Annotated in this window: 17 protein-coding genes; 12 read left to right on the top strand and 5 right to left on the bottom strand. The window is 65.6% G+C overall.

What is annotated here, in order from left to right:
* Window positions 1-33: 33 nt before the first annotated feature.
* Entirely contained in the window at window positions 34-633 is a 600-nt protein-coding gene (coaE, locus tag RBJ75_RS20215) for a dephospho-CoA kinase (RefSeq protein WP_044417748.1), read from the top strand.
* A gap of 25 nt (window positions 634-658) precedes the next feature.
* Entirely contained in the window at window positions 659-1,348 is a 690-nt protein-coding gene (gene dnaQ / locus RBJ75_RS20220; protein ID WP_044417750.1) for a DNA polymerase III subunit epsilon, read from the top strand.
* Between the two features lie 43 nt (window positions 1,349-1,391).
* Here dnaQ and secB read toward each other — a convergent pair whose 3' ends face one another.
* Window positions 1,392-1,883, bottom strand: a complete 492-nt coding sequence (gene secB, locus RBJ75_RS20225) for a protein-export chaperone SecB (protein ID WP_276156184.1) — start codon at window positions 1,881-1,883, stop codon at window positions 1,392-1,394.
* 464 nt (window positions 1,884-2,347) lie between these two features.
* On the opposite strand from secB, the gene RBJ75_RS20230 reads away from it, so the two are divergent.
* Genes RBJ75_RS20230 through RBJ75_RS20240 form a run of 3 tightly spaced genes read left to right on the top strand, consistent with a single transcriptional unit; the run spans window position 2,348 to window position 5,068 of the window.
* Window positions 2,348-3,055 (top strand): Tim44/TimA family putative adaptor protein, encoded by a 708-nt coding sequence (locus RBJ75_RS20230; RefSeq protein WP_044418790.1) that lies wholly within the window; start codon window positions 2,348-2,350, stop codon window positions 3,053-3,055.
* 31 nt (window positions 3,056-3,086) lie between these two features.
* Window positions 3,087-4,475: a murein transglycosylase A gene (locus tag RBJ75_RS20235; protein ID WP_276156186.1), complete on the top strand. Its 1,389-nt coding sequence runs from the start codon at window positions 3,087-3,089 to the stop codon at window positions 4,473-4,475.
* A complete protein-coding gene (locus RBJ75_RS20240) occupies window positions 4,472-5,068 on the top strand; it encodes a Smr/MutS family protein (RefSeq protein WP_044415380.1) in 597 nt (198 codons plus the stop codon). The genes RBJ75_RS20235 and RBJ75_RS20240 overlap by 4 nt, the downstream gene beginning before the upstream one ends.
* A 256-nt stretch (window positions 5,069-5,324) precedes the next feature.
* Here RBJ75_RS20240 and hslU read toward each other — a convergent pair whose 3' ends face one another.
* Together hslU and hslV are read right to left on the bottom strand one after the other, a co-directional pair.
* Entirely contained in the window at window positions 5,325-6,623 is a 1,299-nt protein-coding gene (gene hslU, locus RBJ75_RS20245; RefSeq protein ID WP_276156182.1) for an ATP-dependent protease ATPase subunit HslU, read from the bottom strand.
* Between the two features lie 115 nt (window positions 6,624-6,738).
* On the bottom strand, window positions 6,739-7,305 hold the full coding sequence (gene hslV / locus RBJ75_RS20250) for an ATP-dependent protease subunit HslV (protein WP_173427405.1): 567 nt from the start codon (window positions 7,303-7,305) through the stop codon (window positions 6,739-6,741).
* A 178-nt stretch (window positions 7,306-7,483) separates the two neighbouring features.
* Here hslV and hisB point away from each other — a divergent pair, with 178 nt between their 5' ends.
* From hisB to coaA, 7 genes are all read left to right on the top strand, one after another.
* Window positions 7,484-8,077 (top strand): imidazoleglycerol-phosphate dehydratase HisB, encoded by a 594-nt coding sequence (gene hisB, locus RBJ75_RS20255; RefSeq protein WP_044419145.1) that lies wholly within the window; start codon window positions 7,484-7,486, stop codon window positions 8,075-8,077.
* A 29-nt stretch (window positions 8,078-8,106) separates the two neighbouring features.
* Window positions 8,107-8,625, top strand: a complete 519-nt coding sequence (locus RBJ75_RS20260) for a DUF2628 domain-containing protein (RefSeq protein ID WP_276156181.1) — start codon at window positions 8,107-8,109, stop codon at window positions 8,623-8,625.
* Window positions 8,622-9,272 carry an imidazole glycerol phosphate synthase subunit HisH gene (gene hisH, locus RBJ75_RS20265; RefSeq protein WP_044405317.1) on the top strand — a complete coding sequence of 217 codons (651 nt, stop codon included), beginning with the start codon at window positions 8,622-8,624 and terminating at the stop codon, window positions 9,270-9,272. The genes RBJ75_RS20260 and hisH overlap by 4 nt, the downstream gene beginning before the upstream one ends.
* Before the next feature lie 150 nt (window positions 9,273-9,422).
* On the top strand, window positions 9,423-10,160 hold the full coding sequence (gene hisA / locus RBJ75_RS20270) for a 1-(5-phosphoribosyl)-5-[(5-phosphoribosylamino)methylideneamino]imidazole-4-carboxamide isomerase (RefSeq protein ID WP_044405315.1): 738 nt from the start codon (window positions 9,423-9,425) through the stop codon (window positions 10,158-10,160).
* An 8-nt stretch (window positions 10,161-10,168) separates the two neighbouring features.
* Window positions 10,169-10,936: an imidazole glycerol phosphate synthase subunit HisF gene (gene hisF, locus RBJ75_RS20275; RefSeq protein ID WP_044405313.1), complete on the top strand. Its 768-nt coding sequence runs from the start codon at window positions 10,169-10,171 to the stop codon at window positions 10,934-10,936.
* Between the two features lie 54 nt (window positions 10,937-10,990).
* Window positions 10,991-11,314, top strand: coding sequence for a phosphoribosyl-ATP diphosphatase (locus RBJ75_RS20280; protein WP_044405310.1), 324 nt, complete (start codon window positions 10,991-10,993; stop codon window positions 11,312-11,314).
* A gap of 74 nt (window positions 11,315-11,388) precedes the next feature.
* On the top strand, window positions 11,389-12,342 hold the full coding sequence (gene coaA, locus RBJ75_RS20285) for a type I pantothenate kinase (RefSeq protein ID WP_044405308.1): 954 nt from the start codon (window positions 11,389-11,391) through the stop codon (window positions 12,340-12,342).
* Between the two features lie 213 nt (window positions 12,343-12,555).
* Here the strand turns inward: coaA and RBJ75_RS20290 are convergent, their stop codons facing one another.
* On the bottom strand, window positions 12,556-13,518 hold the full coding sequence (locus RBJ75_RS20290; RefSeq protein WP_044405321.1) for a GNAT family N-acetyltransferase: 963 nt from the start codon (window positions 13,516-13,518) through the stop codon (window positions 12,556-12,558).
* Between the two features lie 183 nt (window positions 13,519-13,701).
* On the bottom strand, window positions 13,702-15,960 hold the full coding sequence (locus RBJ75_RS20295) for an ATP-binding protein (RefSeq protein WP_044405306.1): 2,259 nt from the start codon (window positions 15,958-15,960) through the stop codon (window positions 13,702-13,704).
* Window positions 15,961-16,003 lie beyond the last annotated feature (43 nt).

A 16,003-nucleotide genomic window follows, 5' to 3' on the forward strand; every position in this document is an offset into this window, starting at 1 on the left:
CGCCGTCATCACAATAAATGCGGGAGGCGATGGGTGCTGATAATTGGGCTGACCGGCTCGATCGGAATGGGCAAATCCACCACGGCCAAGCTGTTCGCGGAGGCCGGCATCCCGGTTTATGATGCCGACGCCACCGTCCATAAGATCTATGCGGGCGAAGCGGCGCCGGCGATCGAAGCAGCGTTTCCCGGCACCACGGTCGACGGCAAGGTCGATCGCGCGAAGCTCTCCGCCAAGGTGGTGCATGATGCGGCGGCGATGCAGCGGCTGGAACGAATCGTCCATCCGATGCTGCGCGCCTATCACCAGAAATTCCTCGACGATTCCGAACGCGCCGGCGCCCCGGTCGCGGTGGTCGACGTGCCATTGCTGTATGAGACCGGCGGCGAAAATCGGGTCGACATCGTGGTGGTGGTCTCGACCACGCCGGAGCAGCAGCGCGAACGGATTCTCGCGCGCGACAACATGACGCCGGAGAAGCTCGACGCCATCCTGGCGCGGCAATTGCCCGACGCCGACAAGCGCGCGCGCGCCGATTTCGTGGTGGATACCTCGCGCGGATTGGAGCCGGTGCGCGCCCGGATCCGCGAAATCCTCGCCGAGGCTGCTAAGATGCCGCAACGGCGAAGCTGATTCGCCGCCCGATTGGCAAATCCCGATGCGCGAGATCGTCCTCGATACCGAAACCACAGGCCTCGACCCGCTGCGCGGCGATCGCCTGGTCGAGATCGGCTGCGTCGAAATTTTCAACCGGATGCCGACCGGCCAGACCTTTCACCGCTACATCAATCCGCAACGCGACATGCCGGCCGAGGCCTTCGCGGTGCACGGCCTGTCTGGCGAATTTCTCGCCGACAAGCCGCTATTCGCCGATGTGGTCGAGGAGTTCCTGGAATTCATCGGCGACACGCCGCTGGTGATCCACAACGCCTCGTTCGATATCGGCTTCATCAATGCCGAACTGGCGCGGATGTCGCGACCGCCGATTCCGCGCGACCGCCTGGTCGACACCTTGACGCTGGCGCGACGCAAGCATCCTGGCGTGTCCAATCGGCTCGACGATCTGTGCTCGCGCTATGCGGTCGATAATTCGCGCCGCACCATCCATGGCGCGCTGCTCGACGCCGAATTGCTGGCCGAGGTCTATATCGACCTGATCGGAGCGCGGCAGTCGCAGCTGATTCTCGCCGAGACCCAGGCCGACCGCACGATCCGCGAAGGCGATGCGCCGCGGCGGCAGCGCGTGACGCCGCTCGCGCCGCGGCTCAGCGATGAGGTGGTGGCCGCGCATCGGGCGTTTGTCGCCACACTGGGCGACAAACCGATCTGGACCGATTATTTCGGCTGACGCCTGTTCCGCCGGCAGCGCGAGCGCCGCCAGCGTCGGGAAATCAGCTCAGCTTGGTCTGCGGAGCCGGCTGGGCGGCCGCCTGACGTTCGATATTCTGGCGATACAGCCCGACGAAATCGACCGGATCGAGCATCAGCGGCGGGAAGCCGCCATCGCGCACCGCGCTCGCGATGATCTCGCGCGCGAACGGGAATAGCAGCCGCGGGCATTCGATCATCACCAGCGGGTGCAGATTCTCCGGCGGAACGTTGAGGATCCGGAAGACGCCCGCATAGGCCAGCTCGAAGCTGAACATCAGCGTCTCGCCCATCTCGGCCTTGCCCTCGATCGACAGCGTCACCTCGAACTCGTTCTCGGCGGTGGTATTGGCGCCGACATTGATCTGGATGTTGATCGCGGGCTGCTGCTGCTGCGGGGCCAGCGACGCCGGGGCGTTGGGATTTTCGAATGACAGATCCTTGGTGTACTGCGCCAACACGTTCAGCTGCGGAGGAGATCCACCTTCGGAAGGAGTGCCGTTACCGTTGGTCATCGATGTCTCTCCTGAAGCGTTTTCAAGCAGCTGCGACCCGATTGCATCGGGACCGCGCGGGGTTGTGTCGGGGCGAGTGGCTATCATAGCCCCGCGGCGCTCGACAAGGTCGACGGACGCATCCCGCGGCGAAACCGGACGTCACGGCGCCAATGGACGTCGGGCCGGAACGTCAATTCCGTCAAGACAGGCCGCAAATACCGGTTAAATGGCTGAATAGTCGGGATTTCCCACCATGATCCGGTTTCCCCGCGGTGCCGAAACGCGTACAATTCAGGGGAATCAGCGCCCTCGCGCTGGATTGTCAGGCTTCGCCGGCGGGTTTGTTTGTGACAAAACGCGCCATTGGCGCGGCGCAGTTCGTGCCTACATGGTGAGGGCGGACCCTTGCCGTTGTCATTCGTCTCCCCGGAGACGCTCCTACGCCGGGCCGATCCCGGCGCCGATCAGAAAGTGAATACGACGTGGATATTTACACCATCATCTTCCTGGCACTCGCGGTGTTTATCTTCCTGCGTCTTCGCAACGTGCTGGGCCAGCGCACCGGAAGCGAGCGCCCGCCGTTCGACCGCGCCGCGGCGCGCGACGCGCTTCAGGGCAAGCAGGACAACAATGTCATGCCGATTCCCGGCCAGGTGATCGATCAGACCCCGCTGGCGCCGACCGCCGATGTAGTGCCTCCGACCGATCGCTGGAAGGGCATCGCGGAGCCGGGCTCGGATCTCGAAGCCGGCCTCAATGCGATCGCCGCGCAGGATTCCTCGTTCGATCCCCGGCATTTCATCTCCGGCGCCAAGGGCGCCTATGAGATGATCGTGATGGCCTTCGCCAATGGCGACCGCCGCGCGCTGAAGGATCTGCTGTCGTCCGACGTCTATGAGAGCTTCGAAGCCGCGATCAAGGATCGCGAGAAGAACGAGCAGAAGACCGAGACCCGCTTCGTCTCGATCGAGAAGTCCGAACTGGTCGGCGCCGAAGTGCGCGATCGCGCGGCGCAGCTGACCGTGCGGTTCGTGTCGCAAATGATCTCTGTCACCCGCGACAAGGCCGGGGCGATCGTCGACGGCAATCCCGACAAGGTCGCGGACATTACCGACGTTTGGACCTTTGCCCGCGACATCACCTCGCGCGATCCGAACTGGAAGCTGGTTGGCACGGGAAGCGCGCAATAATCCGAACGGCCGGCGCGCCGCCGCAGCCTGCATGATCGCAGCGGCGCTGTTGCTCGCGCCCTTGTCGGGCGCCGAGGCCAGACGCCAGCACCGACATCATCATCATCATCATCATCACCACAAGTCGCACTACCCGAGCTGGCCGCTCGAGATTCCCGGCGCGCAATATAGCCCGGTGAGCTGGAGCGCGGTCACCGGCTGGGCCGACGACGATCAGCTTGCGGCCTTCAAGACCTTCCGCGCCAGCTGCCGGCCGATCGCCGCGCGACGCCAGCCGTCGACCACCTCGAAGCCGCTCGGCGGCTCGCTACGCGCGCCCTGCCGCGCCGCCATCTCCGCCAAGATTGCCAATGCGGCGCAGGCTCGCCGATTTTTCGAACGCCATTTCCGGCCGCTGGAAATCTCCCGGCTCGGCGAGGCCGACGGCTTCGTCACCGGTTACTACGAGCCGGTGATCGAGGGCTCCCGCGTCAAGACCGACGTCTACAATGTCCCGGTCTATCGCCGGCCGTCGAACCTGTTCGTCCGTGGCGTCAAGCCTGGCGCCACCGGCCTGCCCAACAAGGGCCAGGTGTTTCGCAAGATCGGCCGGCGCAAGCTGGTGCCGTATTACGATCGCGCCGAAATCGAGGACGGCGCCATTGCCGGGCGCGGCCTGGAAATCTGTTGGCTCAAGAGCCAGACTGATCTGCTATTCACCCAGATCCAGGGCTCGGCGCGGGTCCGGCTCGAGGATGGCGGCACGGTGCGGATCAATTACGACGCCCATAATGGTCTGCCCTACACGCCGGTCGGCCGCATCCTGATCGACCGCAACATCGTGCCGAAAGAAGAGATGTCGATGCAGCGGATCCGGCAGTGGATGGATGCAAATCCGGATGGCGCCAAGGAATTGCGCCGGCAGAACCGCTCCTATGTGTTCTTTCGCGAGGTTCAGCTCTCCGACAAGGACGAGGCGGTCGGCGCCCAGGGCGTGCCGCTGACGCCGGGCCGTTCGATCGCGGTCGACAAATCGCTGCATGTCTATGGCACGCCGTTTTTCATCGCCGGCGAATTGCCGCTCGAATCGGAGCAGTCCAAGACCCCGTTCCACCGGCTGATGGTGGCACAGGACACCGGCTCGGCGATCGTCGGTCCGGCGCGCGCCGATTTGTATTTCGGCGCCGGCAACGAAGCCGGCGCGGTGGCGGGCCGGATCCGGCACAAGATGCGCTTCGTGATGCTGCTGCCGAACAGTCTCGACCCGGTGGCGCAAGGCCGCAACATGCCGCTGCCCAAGGCAAGGCCGTCGAACAAGATCGCCAAGACGGAGGCCGCCAGCGTGGCGTCGGCGATTCCGCTGCCGCAGGCGCGACCGGTCGCGGCCAACCGCCCCGCCCATCGCGCCCCTTCGCATCGCCGCCATCGCAGCGGTCGATGAAGCGTCCTGCGCCGCCCCAACCGCCGCCGCCGTCACGCCGTAAGCGCGGTCTGAGCGAGGAAGAGCGCGCGCTGTGGGACGCCGTCGCCAAACAGATCAAGCCACTGCGCAAGCAGCAACGCGCGGTGAAAGCCGCAATCGCGCCGCCGCCCGCGCCAGAGCCGGTGATCGCGGTCAAGCGCGTCGCACCGGCGAAGCCGCATCCGCGCGAGCGAATCGCAAGGTCGCCGCTGCCGACACCCGCACCGCCGCCGCTGGCCCCGCTGGGTCGCCGCGAGCGCTCGCATCTGTCGCGTGGCCGCAAGGAGATCGAGGGCCGCATCGATCTGCACGGCATGACGCAGTCACGCGCCCATCATGCGCTGCTGGCGTTCTTGCAGCGCGCCAGCGGCGACGGTCTGACTTTCGTGCTGGTGATCACCGGCAAGGGCCGCACGGTCGGGCCCGATTCCGAACGCGGCGTGTTGCGCCGGCAGGTGCCGCACTGGCTCGGCCTGCCCGAATTCCGCGCGCTGGTGGTCGGATTCGAGGAAGCCCATATCGGCCATGGCGGCGAAGGCGCGCTCTATGTCCGGGTGCGGCGGGCAAGGTAGCTGCGGGGCGTTATACCAAAGGACTTTGCCGTTGACTCATCAATTTGGTCATGGCCGTTGTCCAGGCCATCCACGTCTTGATCCGGCACTGCTTTCAAGGCGTGGATGCCCGGCACAAGGCCGGGCATGACGAACGAGAGGCAACGACCGTTGGTATTAGCTGTGCTGTCACCATCCGCTTTCGCGGGCGATGACGGCATGAGTGTTGTGCGCTGACCAGCGAGCCACTGCTACGAGCCGCAGCTACGAGCCGCAGCTACAGAATGAACCGGCTGAGATCGGCGTTCTTGGCCAGATCGCCGACATGCTTTTGCACATAGTCGGCGTCGATCTGGATGGTCTCGCCATTGCGGTCCGGGGCGACGAAGGAGATTTCGTCGAGCACCCGCTCCATCACGGTCTGCAACCGCCGCGCGCCGATATTCTCGACGCTGGAATTGACCGCGACCGCGACGTCGGCCAGCGCATCGATCGCCTCGGGCGTGATGTCGAGGGTGACGCCCTCGGTCTGCAGCAGCGCGACATATTGCTTGATCAGCGAGGCTTCCGGCTCGGTCAGGATTCGCCGCATGTCGTCGCGGGTCAAAGCGTCGAGCTCGACCCGGATCGGCAGCCGGCCCTGCAATTCGGGCAGCAGGTCCGACGGCTTGGCGATGTGGAAGGCGCCGGAGGCGATGAACAGGATGTGGTCGGTCTTCACCGCGCCGTGCTTGGTCGAGACCGTGGTGCCCTCGATCAAGGGCAGTAGGTCGCGCTGCACGCCCTCGCGCGAGACGTCGCCGCCGCTGCGGCCGTCGCGCACGCAGATCTTGTCGATCTCGTCGAGAAACACGATGCCGTTGTTCTCGACCACGTGGATCGCTTCCTGCACCAGCTTGTCGTCGTCGAGCAGCTTGTCGGATTCCTCGTTGACCAGCAGCTCGTGAGAATCCTCAACCGTGAGCCGGCGGGTCTTGGTGCGCCCGCCCATCTTGCCGAAAATATCGCCGATCGAAATCGCGCCGATCTGGCCGCCCGGCACGCCGGGGATCTCGAACATCGGCGAGCCGCCGGCCTGGGTCTCGATCTCGATCTCCTTGTCGTTGAGTTCGCCGGCGCGCAGCTTCTTGCGAAACGAATCCCGCGTCGCAGGTCCCGAGCCCGGTCCAACCAGCGCGTCGAGCACGCGGTCCTCGGCGGCGATCTGGGCCCGGGCCTCGACGTCCTTGCGCTTGCGCTGGCGCACCTGCGCGATCGCGACCTCGACCAGGTCGCGGATGATCTGCTCGACGTCGCGGCCGACATAGCCGACCTCGGTGAATTTGGTGGCCTCGACCTTGATGAAGGGCGCGTTGGCGAGCTTGGCCAGCCGGCGCGCGATCTCGGTCTTGCCGACCCCGGTCGGGCCGATCATCAGGATGTTCTTCGGCAACACCTCCTCGCGCAGGCTGCCTTCGAGTTGCAGCCGCCGCCAGCGGTTGCGCAGCGCGATCGACACCGCGCGCTTGGCGTCGTGCTGGCCGACGATGAAGCGGTCGAGTTCGGAAACGATTTCACGGGGGGAAAAGTCGGTCATGGATGGTTCTTTACACTACGGTTAAGTTCGTCATGGCGAGGAGTACTTGCGACGAAGCCATCCAGGCTGCGCCTGCCGGCCCTGGATTGCTTTGCTTCGCTCGCAATGACGGCCACTAAAGCGTTTCAACCGTGACATTGCGGTTGGTGTAGACGCAGATGTCGGCAGCGATATCGAGGGCGCGGCGCACGATGGTCTCGGCGTCCTTCTCGGAGTCGACCAGCGCGCGCGCTGCCGCCAGCGCGTAATTGCCGCCGGAGCCGATCGCCATCACGCCGGCCTCTGGCTCCAGCACGTCGCCGGTGCCGGTCAGCACCAGCGAGACGTCCTTGTCGGCGACGATCATCATCGCCTCGAGCCGGCGCAGATAGCGGTCGGTGCGCCAGTCCTTGGCCAATTCGACCGCGGCGCGGGTCAATTGCCCGGGATATTGCTCGAGCTTGGCCTCCAGCCGTTCGAACAGGGTGAAGGCATCGGCGGTGGCACCGGCGAAACCGCCGATCACGTCGCCCTTATTGCCGAGCTTGCGGACCTTTTTGGCGTTGGATTTGATCACGGTCTGGCCGATCGAGACCTGGCCGTCGCCGCCGATCACGACCGTTCCGCCCTTGCGGACGGTCAGAATGGTGGTGCCGTGCCAGACCTGCGGCGAGCCTTCGCCGGAAGCGGGATGCATATTCATGGAATTCCTCTCAAGGTCGCTGATCTAGGTATTGCCCCGCGCCGTTGCAAATCGGGCCGCTGCGGCGGATTTGGTCACCATAGGTCGAAGAACGGGTCTGCAAGACCGAGGCAGCGGTAGCGAAGCCGTCATCCGCCTGTTAAAAGGGCGCGTTTTCAGCCCCCGGAGAGCCCGCTTCATGCGCAAGGCGACGATCAAGCGCAAGACCAAGGAAACCGACATCGCGGTCGCGGTCGATCTCGACGGCACCGGCGTCTCCGACGTGTCCACCGGGATCGGCTTCTTCGACCATATGCTGGATCTGCTGGCCCGCCACTCCCGCATCGACATCACGGTGAAGGCGGTCGGCGACCTGCATGTCGACCATCACCACACCACCGAGGATGTCGGCATCGCGCTTGGCCAGGCGGTCAAGCAGGCGCTCGGCGACATGAAGGGCATCACCCGCTACGCCAGCATTCTGATGCCGATGGATGAGACCCTGACCCGGGTCGTCATCGACATTTCGGGCCGGCCGGTGCTGGTGTTCAAAGCCGAGTTCCTACGCGACAAGATCGGCGAATTCGACACCGAGCTGGTGCGCGAATGGTTCAACGCCTTCGCCGGCAATGCGGGCGTGACTTTGCACGTCGAAACCCTATATGGCGAGAACAGCCACCATATCGCCGAATCCTGCTTCAAGGGGTTGGCGCGGGCGCTGCGCGCGGCGGTCGCGATCGATCCGAGCGCCGCGGGCGAAGTGCCATCGACCAAGGGTCAGCTCGGCGGCTGATCGGTTTCATCCATCGGCGGAAGGTACCCATGCCGGTTTACACAGTTCACGCCCCCCCGACGGTCAACCGGCAGCCCGATATCGCGCCCGACCGCTTCGTGTTCGTGCGCGACGGCTTCTATGTCTGGGCCTTCGTGCTGGGCCCGCTGTGGCTGCTGTATCGCCGGCTCTGGCTGGCGCTGCTTGGCTATATCGCGCTGGTGATCGCCCTGACGGTTGTGCTGGGCGCGGCACATTCCGGAGCCGGCGCGCGCTTTGCCGTGCTGCTGCTGCTGGCAACGCTGCTGGGGCTCGAGGCCGCCAGCCTGCGGCGTTGGACGCTGGCGCGTCGCAAATGGCGCCAGCTCGACGTCGTCATCGCGGACGATACCGAAGCCGCCGAGCGGCGCTTCTTCGATCGCTGGACCCGGGCGCAACCGGTCACCGCCGGCTATCAGCCGCCGGTCGATCGCGGCGAACCGCCACCGGTGCGGCGCATCCCGATGCCGTCATCATCGCTCAACACCGACATTGTCGGGTCGTTTCCACGTCCGGGATCATCGCGGTGACCGTCGCCATCATCGATTACGGCTCCGGCAATCTGCATTCCGCCGCCAAGGCGTTCGAGCGCGCGGCGCGCAGCATGGAGGTGCCGGAAAAGATCGTGGTGACCCGCGATCCCGAAGTGGTGTTTCGCGCCGACCGCGTGGTGCTGCCCGGCGTCGGCGCCTTCGCCGATTGCCGCCGCGGCCTCGACGCGCTCGACGGCATGGTCGAGGCGATGACCGAGACCGTGCGCGACAAGGCGCGGCCGTTCTTCGGCATCTGCGTCGGCATGCAGCTGATGGCGACGCGCGGCAAGGAGCACGTCACCACCGGCGGGCTCGACTGGATCGCCGGCGACGTGGTCAAGATTACGCCGAATCAGGAAGAGCTGAAGATCCCCCATATGGGCTGGAATACGCTCGACATGGTGCGCGAGCATCCGGTGCTGCAGCGGCTGCCGCTCGGTCCCAAGGGTCTGCACGCCTATTTCGTGCACTCGTTTCATCTGGCGGCCACCGTCGAGGCCGACGTGCTGGCGCGCGCCGATTATGGCGGGCCGGTCACCGCGATGGTCGGCCGCGACACTGCGATCGGCACCCAGTTTCACCCCGAAAAGAGCCAGCGCTTCGGCCTGGCTCTGATCGGCAATTTTCTAAAGTGGAAGCCGTGAATATCCGCTTTGACATCGAGGACGCGTCGCGGCGCTTCTCCCCTCCCTTTTGCGGGGAGGGGTCGGGGGTGGGGGTCCGCGAACTAAGTGCCCGTGGCTTACCCCCACCCCGACCCTCCCCCGCAAGGGGGGAGGGAGAAAGACCCCGACATGATCCTCTTTCCCGCCATCGATCTGAAGAACGGCCAATGCGTCCGCCTCGAGCAGGGCGACATGGCGCGCGCCACCGTGTTCAATCTCGATCCTGCGGCGCAGGCGCGTGATTTCGCTGCGCAGGGCTTCGAATATCTGCACGTCGTCGATCTCGACGGCGCCTTTGCCGGCAAGCCGGTCAATGCGCAGGCGGTGGAGTCGATGCTGAAGGACGTCTCCATGCCGGTGCAGCTCGGCGGCGGCATCCGCGATCTGGCCACCATCGAGGCCTGGCTCGGCAAGGGCATCACCAGGGTCATCATCGGCACCGCGGCGGTGCGCGATCCGGCGCTGGTGAAGGAAGCCGCGAAGACATTTCCCGGCCGGGTCGCGGTCGGGCTCGACGCCCGCGACGGCAAGGTTGCGGTCGAAGGCTGGGCCGAGAGTTCGCAGGTCACCGTGCTGGAGATCGCGCAACGCTTCGAGGACGCCGGCGTCGCCGCCATCATCTTCACCGACATCGCCCGCGACGGGCTGCTCAAGGGCATCAACTGGGACGCCACCATCGCGCTGGCAGAGGCAATCTCGATCCCGGTGATCGCCTCCGGGGGCCTCGCCTCGATCGACGACGTCAAGGCGATGCTCGAGCCGCGCGCGCGCAAGCTCGAAGGCGCGATCGCCGGCCGCGCTCTGTATGACGGCCGGCTCGATCCGGCGCAGGCGCTGGCGTTGATCAGCCGTGCCCGGGCCGCATAGGAAGCATCATGTTCAAGGTCCGCGTCATTCCCTGTCTCGACGTCAAGGACGGCCGTGTCGTCAAGGGCGTCAATTTCGTCGATCTGCGCGACGCCGGCGATCCGGTGGAGGCGGCGATCGCCTATGACGCCGCCGGCGCCGATGAATTGTGTTTTCTCGACATCACCGCGACCCACGAAAACCGCGGCATCATGCTCGACGTGGTGCGGCGGACTGCGGAAGCCTGCTTCATGCCGCTGACCGTCGGCGGCGGCGTGCGCACCGTGGATGATATCAAGGTGCTGCTGCGCTCCGGCGCCGACAAGGTCTCGATCAATTCGGCCGCGGTCAACCGCCGCGAATTCGTGAAGGAAGCGGCGGAGAAATTCGGCGACCAATGCATCGTGGTGGCGATCGACGCCAAGCGCGTGCCGGGCCGCGACCGCTGGGAGATCTTCACCCATGGCGGGCGCAAGGCCACCGGGATCGACGCCATCGAATTCGCCCAGGAGGTGGTGTCGCTCGGCGCCGGCGAGATCCTGCTGACCTCGATGGACCGCGACGGCACACGGGTCGGCTTCGACATTCCGCTGACCCAGGCGGTGGCCGACAGCGTCCACGTGCCGGTGATCGCCTCGGGCGGCGTCGGCAATCTCGACCATCTGGTCGACGGCATCCGCCAGGGCCATGCGACCGCGGTGCTGGCGGCGTCGATTTTCCATTTTGGTGAATACACCATCCGTCAGGCCAAGGATCATATGGTCCGCGCCGGGCTGCCGATGCGGCTCGATCCCTAGATTAACGCCGCTCGGAGCGATAGGCTTCCGAGCGGCAGAACTGGTAGAGTACCAATGGCTCGTTTCACGATCCACGATCTGGCCGCCACCATCGACGCGCGCGCCGCCTCGAGCGCCGAGGTGTCCTACACCCGCAAACTGCTCGACAAGGGCCCCGAGCATTGCGCCAAGAAGTTCGGCGAGGAAGCGGTCGAAACCGTGATCGCCGCGGTCGAGAATGATCGCGGCCATCTGATCGCCGAGAGCGCCGACGTCCTGTTCCACCTTCTCGTGCTGCTGAAATCGCGCGACGTGACGCTGGAGGACGTCGAGGCGGCGCTGGGACAGCGCACCTCAATGTCGGGACTGGACGAGAAGGCGGCGCGCAAGCGCGACTGAAGCGTCGGCCGCCCGGCGCGGTCGCATCGCTCGATTATGAATCAAGACGAGAGAACCAAGGCGAGGACAGTTTGATGGATGCGCGGTCAGACCTCCAGTACAATCCATACCGGACCTTCTCGCGGTCGCAATGGGCCAAGCTGCGCGACGATATGCCGATGACGCTCGACGCCGATGAGATCGCGGCGCTGCGCTCGAAGTTCGACCGGCTCGATCTGAGGGAGGTCGAGGAGATCTATCTGCCGCTGTCCCGGCTGCTGTCGATTCATGTCGCCGCGCTGCAGCAGCTGTATTTTTCGCAACGGCGGTTTCTCGGCATCGTCGAACGCAAGGTGCCGTTCATCATCGGCGTCGCCGGCTCGGTGGCGGTGGGAAAATCCACCACCGCGCGCGTGTTGCAGGCGCTGTTGGCGCGCTGGTCGCCGCGGCCCAAGGTCGATCTCGTCACCACCGACGGCTTCCTGCATCCCAATGCGGTGCTGGAGCGCGAGGGGATGATGAAGAAAAAGGGATTTCCGGAGAGCTACGATCTGCCGGCCCTGCTCGGCTTTCTCAGCGACATCAAGGCGGGGCGGCGTCGGGTCCGCGCGCCGGTGTATTCGCATCTGACCTACGACATCATTCCGAACCAGTGGATCACGGTCGACCGGCCCGACATCCTGATCGTCGAGGGCGTCAATGTGCTGCAGACCGGCCGGCTGCCGCGCGACGGCAAGGCGGTGCCTGTCGTGTCCGACTTCTTCGACTTCTCGGTCTATATCGACGCCGCCGAGCCGGTGCTGCGCGAATGGTACATTCAGCGCTTTCTGGCGCTGCGCGACACCGCGTTCCTCGACCCGCGATCCTATTTCCATCGCTACGCGCCGTTGTCCGACGAAGAGGCCACCGCGACCGCGCTGGCGATCTGGGAGCGCACCAACCTGGCCAATCTCGAGGACAACATCCTGCCGACCCGCCCGCGCGCCACGCTGATTTTGAAAAAGGGCGCCGATCATGTGGTCGAATCGGTAGCGCTGCGCAGGTTGTAGTTCGCGGGGCGCTGCGACGTAGTTTCGGGGGAGCAGACGCCGCTCGCATTTCCATCCGTCATCCTTCACCTGTCATCCCCGCGACAAGCGGGGATCCAGTATGTCGTAGCTTTGCGATTGAACGCGAAAGCTCTGGACTACTGGGCCACCCGCTTTCGCGGGTGGTGACAGCAAGGTTTGGATCGGCCCCGGGACCTGACTTAGGGGCCTGACTTACGCCGCGTGCCTTGTCGCGTCGGCGCCGAAATGCTCGATATAGCGGCTCTTGATCGCCGCCACCGGCATCACGATCAGGACGTCGGTGGTGCCGAACTGATAGTCCACCACCGCGCCGTCGCCGATGACGGCGCCGAGCCGCAGATAGCCCTTGATCAGCGGCGGCAGCTGGTGCAACGCCAATTTCGGATCGATGGCGTCTTTCGCCATCCGGTTCATGTCGACGCGGCGAGACGGATTGGCGCTGGCCTGCCATTCCGCCGGCGCGGATGCGTAGTGGTGGAGGAACGACAGCGGCAGCGCCAGCCGGTTCGGATCGGTGCCGTCGAAGCTGGCGCAGCCGATCATCACGTCGACCCGGTTCTGGCGCACATAGCTCCAGATCCCGTGCCACAACAATTCGACGGTGCGCTTGGTGCGATAGCGCGGCAGCACGCAAGAGCGTCCCAGCTCGAGAAAGCGCAGGTCCGGATGGCGCTCGACCATGCCGGAAATATCGAACTCATTCTCGGTGTAGAAACCGCCGGCGCGGTCGGCGACCTCCTGCCGCAGCAGCCGATAGGTGCCGACCACCGGCTGCTTGCCGCTTAGCGAGGGCTTGGCGGCGTGGTCGATCACCAGCAGATGGTCGCAGATCGCGTCGAAGGCGTCCTTGTCGCGGCGCGCCAGCATGGTGGCGGCATCAGCGATCGCGGTCCCGTCCTTGTAGAACACCCGGTAGCGCAGCTTTTGCGCGCGCTTCACGTCGTTCTTCTTCTGCGCCAGCCGGACTTCCAGCGCGCCGATCTTCCCCAGCGTCGCCGGCTGCTGAGGAAACCGGACGATCGGCTTGCCATCCAGCATCAGCTTCGGCGCCGGCTTGAACCAGGTGATGGCGCTGTGGGCGACCGCGCCGGCATTTTCGGGCCGCAGCAATTTGATGAAACGTTGGGTCGAGCGTGTCAGGTCTTCGGCTGGCATGTTGATCCCCGCAACCGCACGCGTCCGAATCGGACCGATGCAGCCTTCTCGCATCAACAATCACGCACGTTCGACAGCGGTGTGACACCACGGTTTCGGTGGCGTGACACGGGCTGTTAGTTTGGCGTTGTTGGTATGTGGATCAGGCGTGGCCGGTGCAATCGATCAAGACCGGTGCCGGCGTCACGCCGCCAGGTGGCGCGAGGCCGCCAGATTAGCGAGCGCATCGGCGAGCTTGTCGCGATCCAGCGGCTTCACCAGAAAGCCGTCCATCCCCGCCTCGAAGCAGGCGTAGCGATCCTCGACCAGCGTATTGGCGGTCAGCGCCAGAATCGGGGTGCGGCGAACCCGCTGCTCGGCCTCGCGGGCGCGGATCCGCCTTGTCGTCTCGATGCCGTCGAGCACCGGCATCTGAATATCCATCAGCACCAGATCATAGGGCGCGGCGGCGGATTCGGCGGCCCGCCAGGATTCCAGCGCCTGTTCGCCATCGGTGGTGATGACCGCCCGATGACCGAGCCGGGTCAGCAGCGACCGCATCAACAGCGCGTTGATGTCATTGTCTTCGGCGACCAGGATCGATAGCGCCCGCCCGCTCGACTTGGCAGTTTCGCCGACCTGGGGCTGTGGGTCCGGCGCGTCGCTATCGGAGATGCCGGGCGCGGTCGGCGTGGCTTGCAGCGTCAGGCGCGCGGCCAGCGACGCCGCCCGCAACGGCTTGACCAGATAGCCGGTAAAAGCGGATTCGGCGCCGGGCTGAAGCTCATGCCGCGCCGCCGGGGTCAGCATCACGATTCGCTGCGCCGCATGGGGCGTAGCGGCGCTGGCCAGCGCCTCGGCCTCCTCAGCGCCGATGCCGCGGTCGATCAGGATCGCCTGCCATGGCCGTTCCGGCAGCAGCGCCCCCGCGACGTCGCGGTCCGACACCGTGCAGGTATTGGCCCCCCAGCGTTGCAGTCGACGCGCGATCAATGCGGCTTCGATGGTCTGCGGCGCCACCAGCATGATCGATTGCCCGGTCAGATCGGGCGCGATCAGGATCGGCGTCGTGCTGGCGGCGTGCTGCGATTCGGCGAGCGGCAGGGCGACCGTGAAGGTCGAACCGACGCCTTGCTGGCTCTGCAGTGCGATCTGGCCCCCCATCCGCTTGACGATCCGCTCGCTGATGCTGAGGCCCAGCCCGGTGCCCCCGTAATTGCGGGCGATCGAATCATGGGCCTGCTCGAATTCGCGGAAGATCCGGGCTTGCGCGTCCGGCGCGATGCCGATGCCGGTGTCGCGGACCAGGAAATTGATCCAGCCCGGCTGCTCGCCGGGTTCGACGATCAGCGCGACGCCACCGGTCTCGGTGAACTTGATGGCGTTGCCGGCCAGATTGAGCAGCACCTGCCGCAGCCTCGCGGCGTCGCCGACCAGATCGGCCGGCAGACGGTCATCCACATAGGTCGCGATCTCGATCTGGCGCGCCTGCGCTCTTGGCGCCAGCAATTCGGCGATGTCCTCGATCAGCGCGCCGAGTTGGAACGGCCGGGCCTCGAGGTCGATCTTGCCGGCCTCGATCTTCGAATAGTCGAGCAGCTCCTCGATCAGCGACAGCAGCGCGTCGCCCGAACTCTTGACCGCCTTGGCATAGGTGACCTGCTCCGGGGTCAGCGCGGTGTCGAGCAGCAGACCGCTCATGCCGATGATGCCGTTGAGGGGGGTGCGAATCTCGTGCGACGCCATCGCCAGAAATCGGGATTTGGCGCGGTTGGCGGCATCGGCCAGGTCGCGGGCCTCGGCCAGCGCGCGTTCGGTCTCGGTGCGGTCGGTGACGTCGCGGCCGACGCATTGCAACTCGGCGGGTTGCCCGGCATCGGAGCGGGTGAGGCCTTCGCGCCAGGCGATCCAGCGCGAGCCGGTCGCGGTGCGGATCTCCTGGTCGTGGATCCGGGTGCCGTTCGGCTCCAGCTTGGCGTCGCCTTGGGTCAGCACCGGAAGGGCGAAATGGCTGCCGATCAGGTCGGCGCAGGAGCGCTGCGCCAGCGCGCAATAGGCGTCGTTGACGAAGGTGATGGCGCCGTCGCCGTCGCGCAGCACGATCAGGTCGCCCTGGGATTCGAACAGGCCGCGGGCGCGTTGCTCGGCTTCCTGCAATTCCCAATTGCGATCCACCAGCGCTTCGTTGTGCAAGGCAAGTTTGCGCTGCGCCCGGCGCAGCCAGCGCATCCGCATGCTCAGCATCGCCAGCGCGACGCAGGCCATTGCGAACAGGAAGCTGGCGCCGATCGCGAAGGCGTGGGGATCATAGCCGGAATTCGGCGACCGACTGGCGGAGATGAACCCATAGGCGCCTCCGAACGTGGCGGAGAACACGATGAACGAGCGGAAAGTGAAAATGAGCCGGGGATAGCGCCGTGCCATTCGGCGCAATCGTGATTTGAGTCGCAATACGCGTCGCATCCTGGGCCCTCAACCGTCGGCCGCAACATTGCCGGGTCGACAT

The sequence above is a fragment of the Rhodopseudomonas sp. BAL398 genome, assembly GCF_033001325.1.
In the GTDB taxonomy this organism is placed as follows: Bacteria; Pseudomonadota; Alphaproteobacteria; order Rhizobiales; family Xanthobacteraceae; genus JARJEH01.

Excerpts from the sequence above, each read along its gene's own strand:
- RBJ75_RS20260 (WP_276156181.1), top strand. The coding sequence starts at position 8,107 with ATGCCGGTTTACACAGTTCACGCCCCCCCGACGGTCAACCGGCAGCCC.
- hisB (WP_044419145.1), top strand. The coding sequence starts at position 7,484 with ATGCGCAAGGCGACGATCAAGCGCAAGACCAAGGAAACCGACATCGCG.
- RBJ75_RS20280 (WP_044405310.1), top strand. The coding sequence starts at position 10,991 with ATGGCTCGTTTCACGATCCACGATCTGGCCGCCACCATCGACGCGCGC.
- RBJ75_RS20295 (WP_044405306.1), bottom strand. The coding sequence starts at position 15,960 with ATGCGACGCGTATTGCGACTCAAATCACGATTGCGCCGAATGGCACGG.
- dnaQ (WP_044417750.1), top strand. The coding sequence starts at position 659 with ATGCGCGAGATCGTCCTCGATACCGAAACCACAGGCCTCGACCCGCTG.
- secB (WP_276156184.1), bottom strand. The coding sequence starts at position 1,883 with ATGACCAACGGTAACGGCACTCCTTCCGAAGGTGGATCTCCTCCGCAG.
- RBJ75_RS20240 (WP_044415380.1), top strand. The coding sequence starts at position 4,472 with ATGAAGCGTCCTGCGCCGCCCCAACCGCCGCCGCCGTCACGCCGTAAG.
- hisF (WP_044405313.1), top strand. The coding sequence starts at position 10,169 with ATGTTCAAGGTCCGCGTCATTCCCTGTCTCGACGTCAAGGACGGCCGT.
- hslU (WP_276156182.1), bottom strand. The coding sequence starts at position 6,623 with ATGACCGACTTTTCCCCCCGTGAAATCGTTTCCGAACTCGACCGCTTC.
- RBJ75_RS20290 (WP_044405321.1), bottom strand. The coding sequence starts at position 13,518 with ATGCCAGCCGAAGACCTGACACGCTCGACCCAACGTTTCATCAAATTG.
- hslV (WP_173427405.1), bottom strand. The coding sequence starts at position 7,305 with ATGAATATGCATCCCGCTTCCGGCGAAGGCTCGCCGCAGGTCTGGCAC.
- hisA (WP_044405315.1), top strand. The coding sequence starts at position 9,423 with ATGATCCTCTTTCCCGCCATCGATCTGAAGAACGGCCAATGCGTCCGC.
- coaA (WP_044405308.1), top strand. The coding sequence starts at position 11,389 with ATGGATGCGCGGTCAGACCTCCAGTACAATCCATACCGGACCTTCTCG.
- RBJ75_RS20235 (WP_276156186.1), top strand. The coding sequence starts at position 3,087 with ATGATCGCAGCGGCGCTGTTGCTCGCGCCCTTGTCGGGCGCCGAGGCC.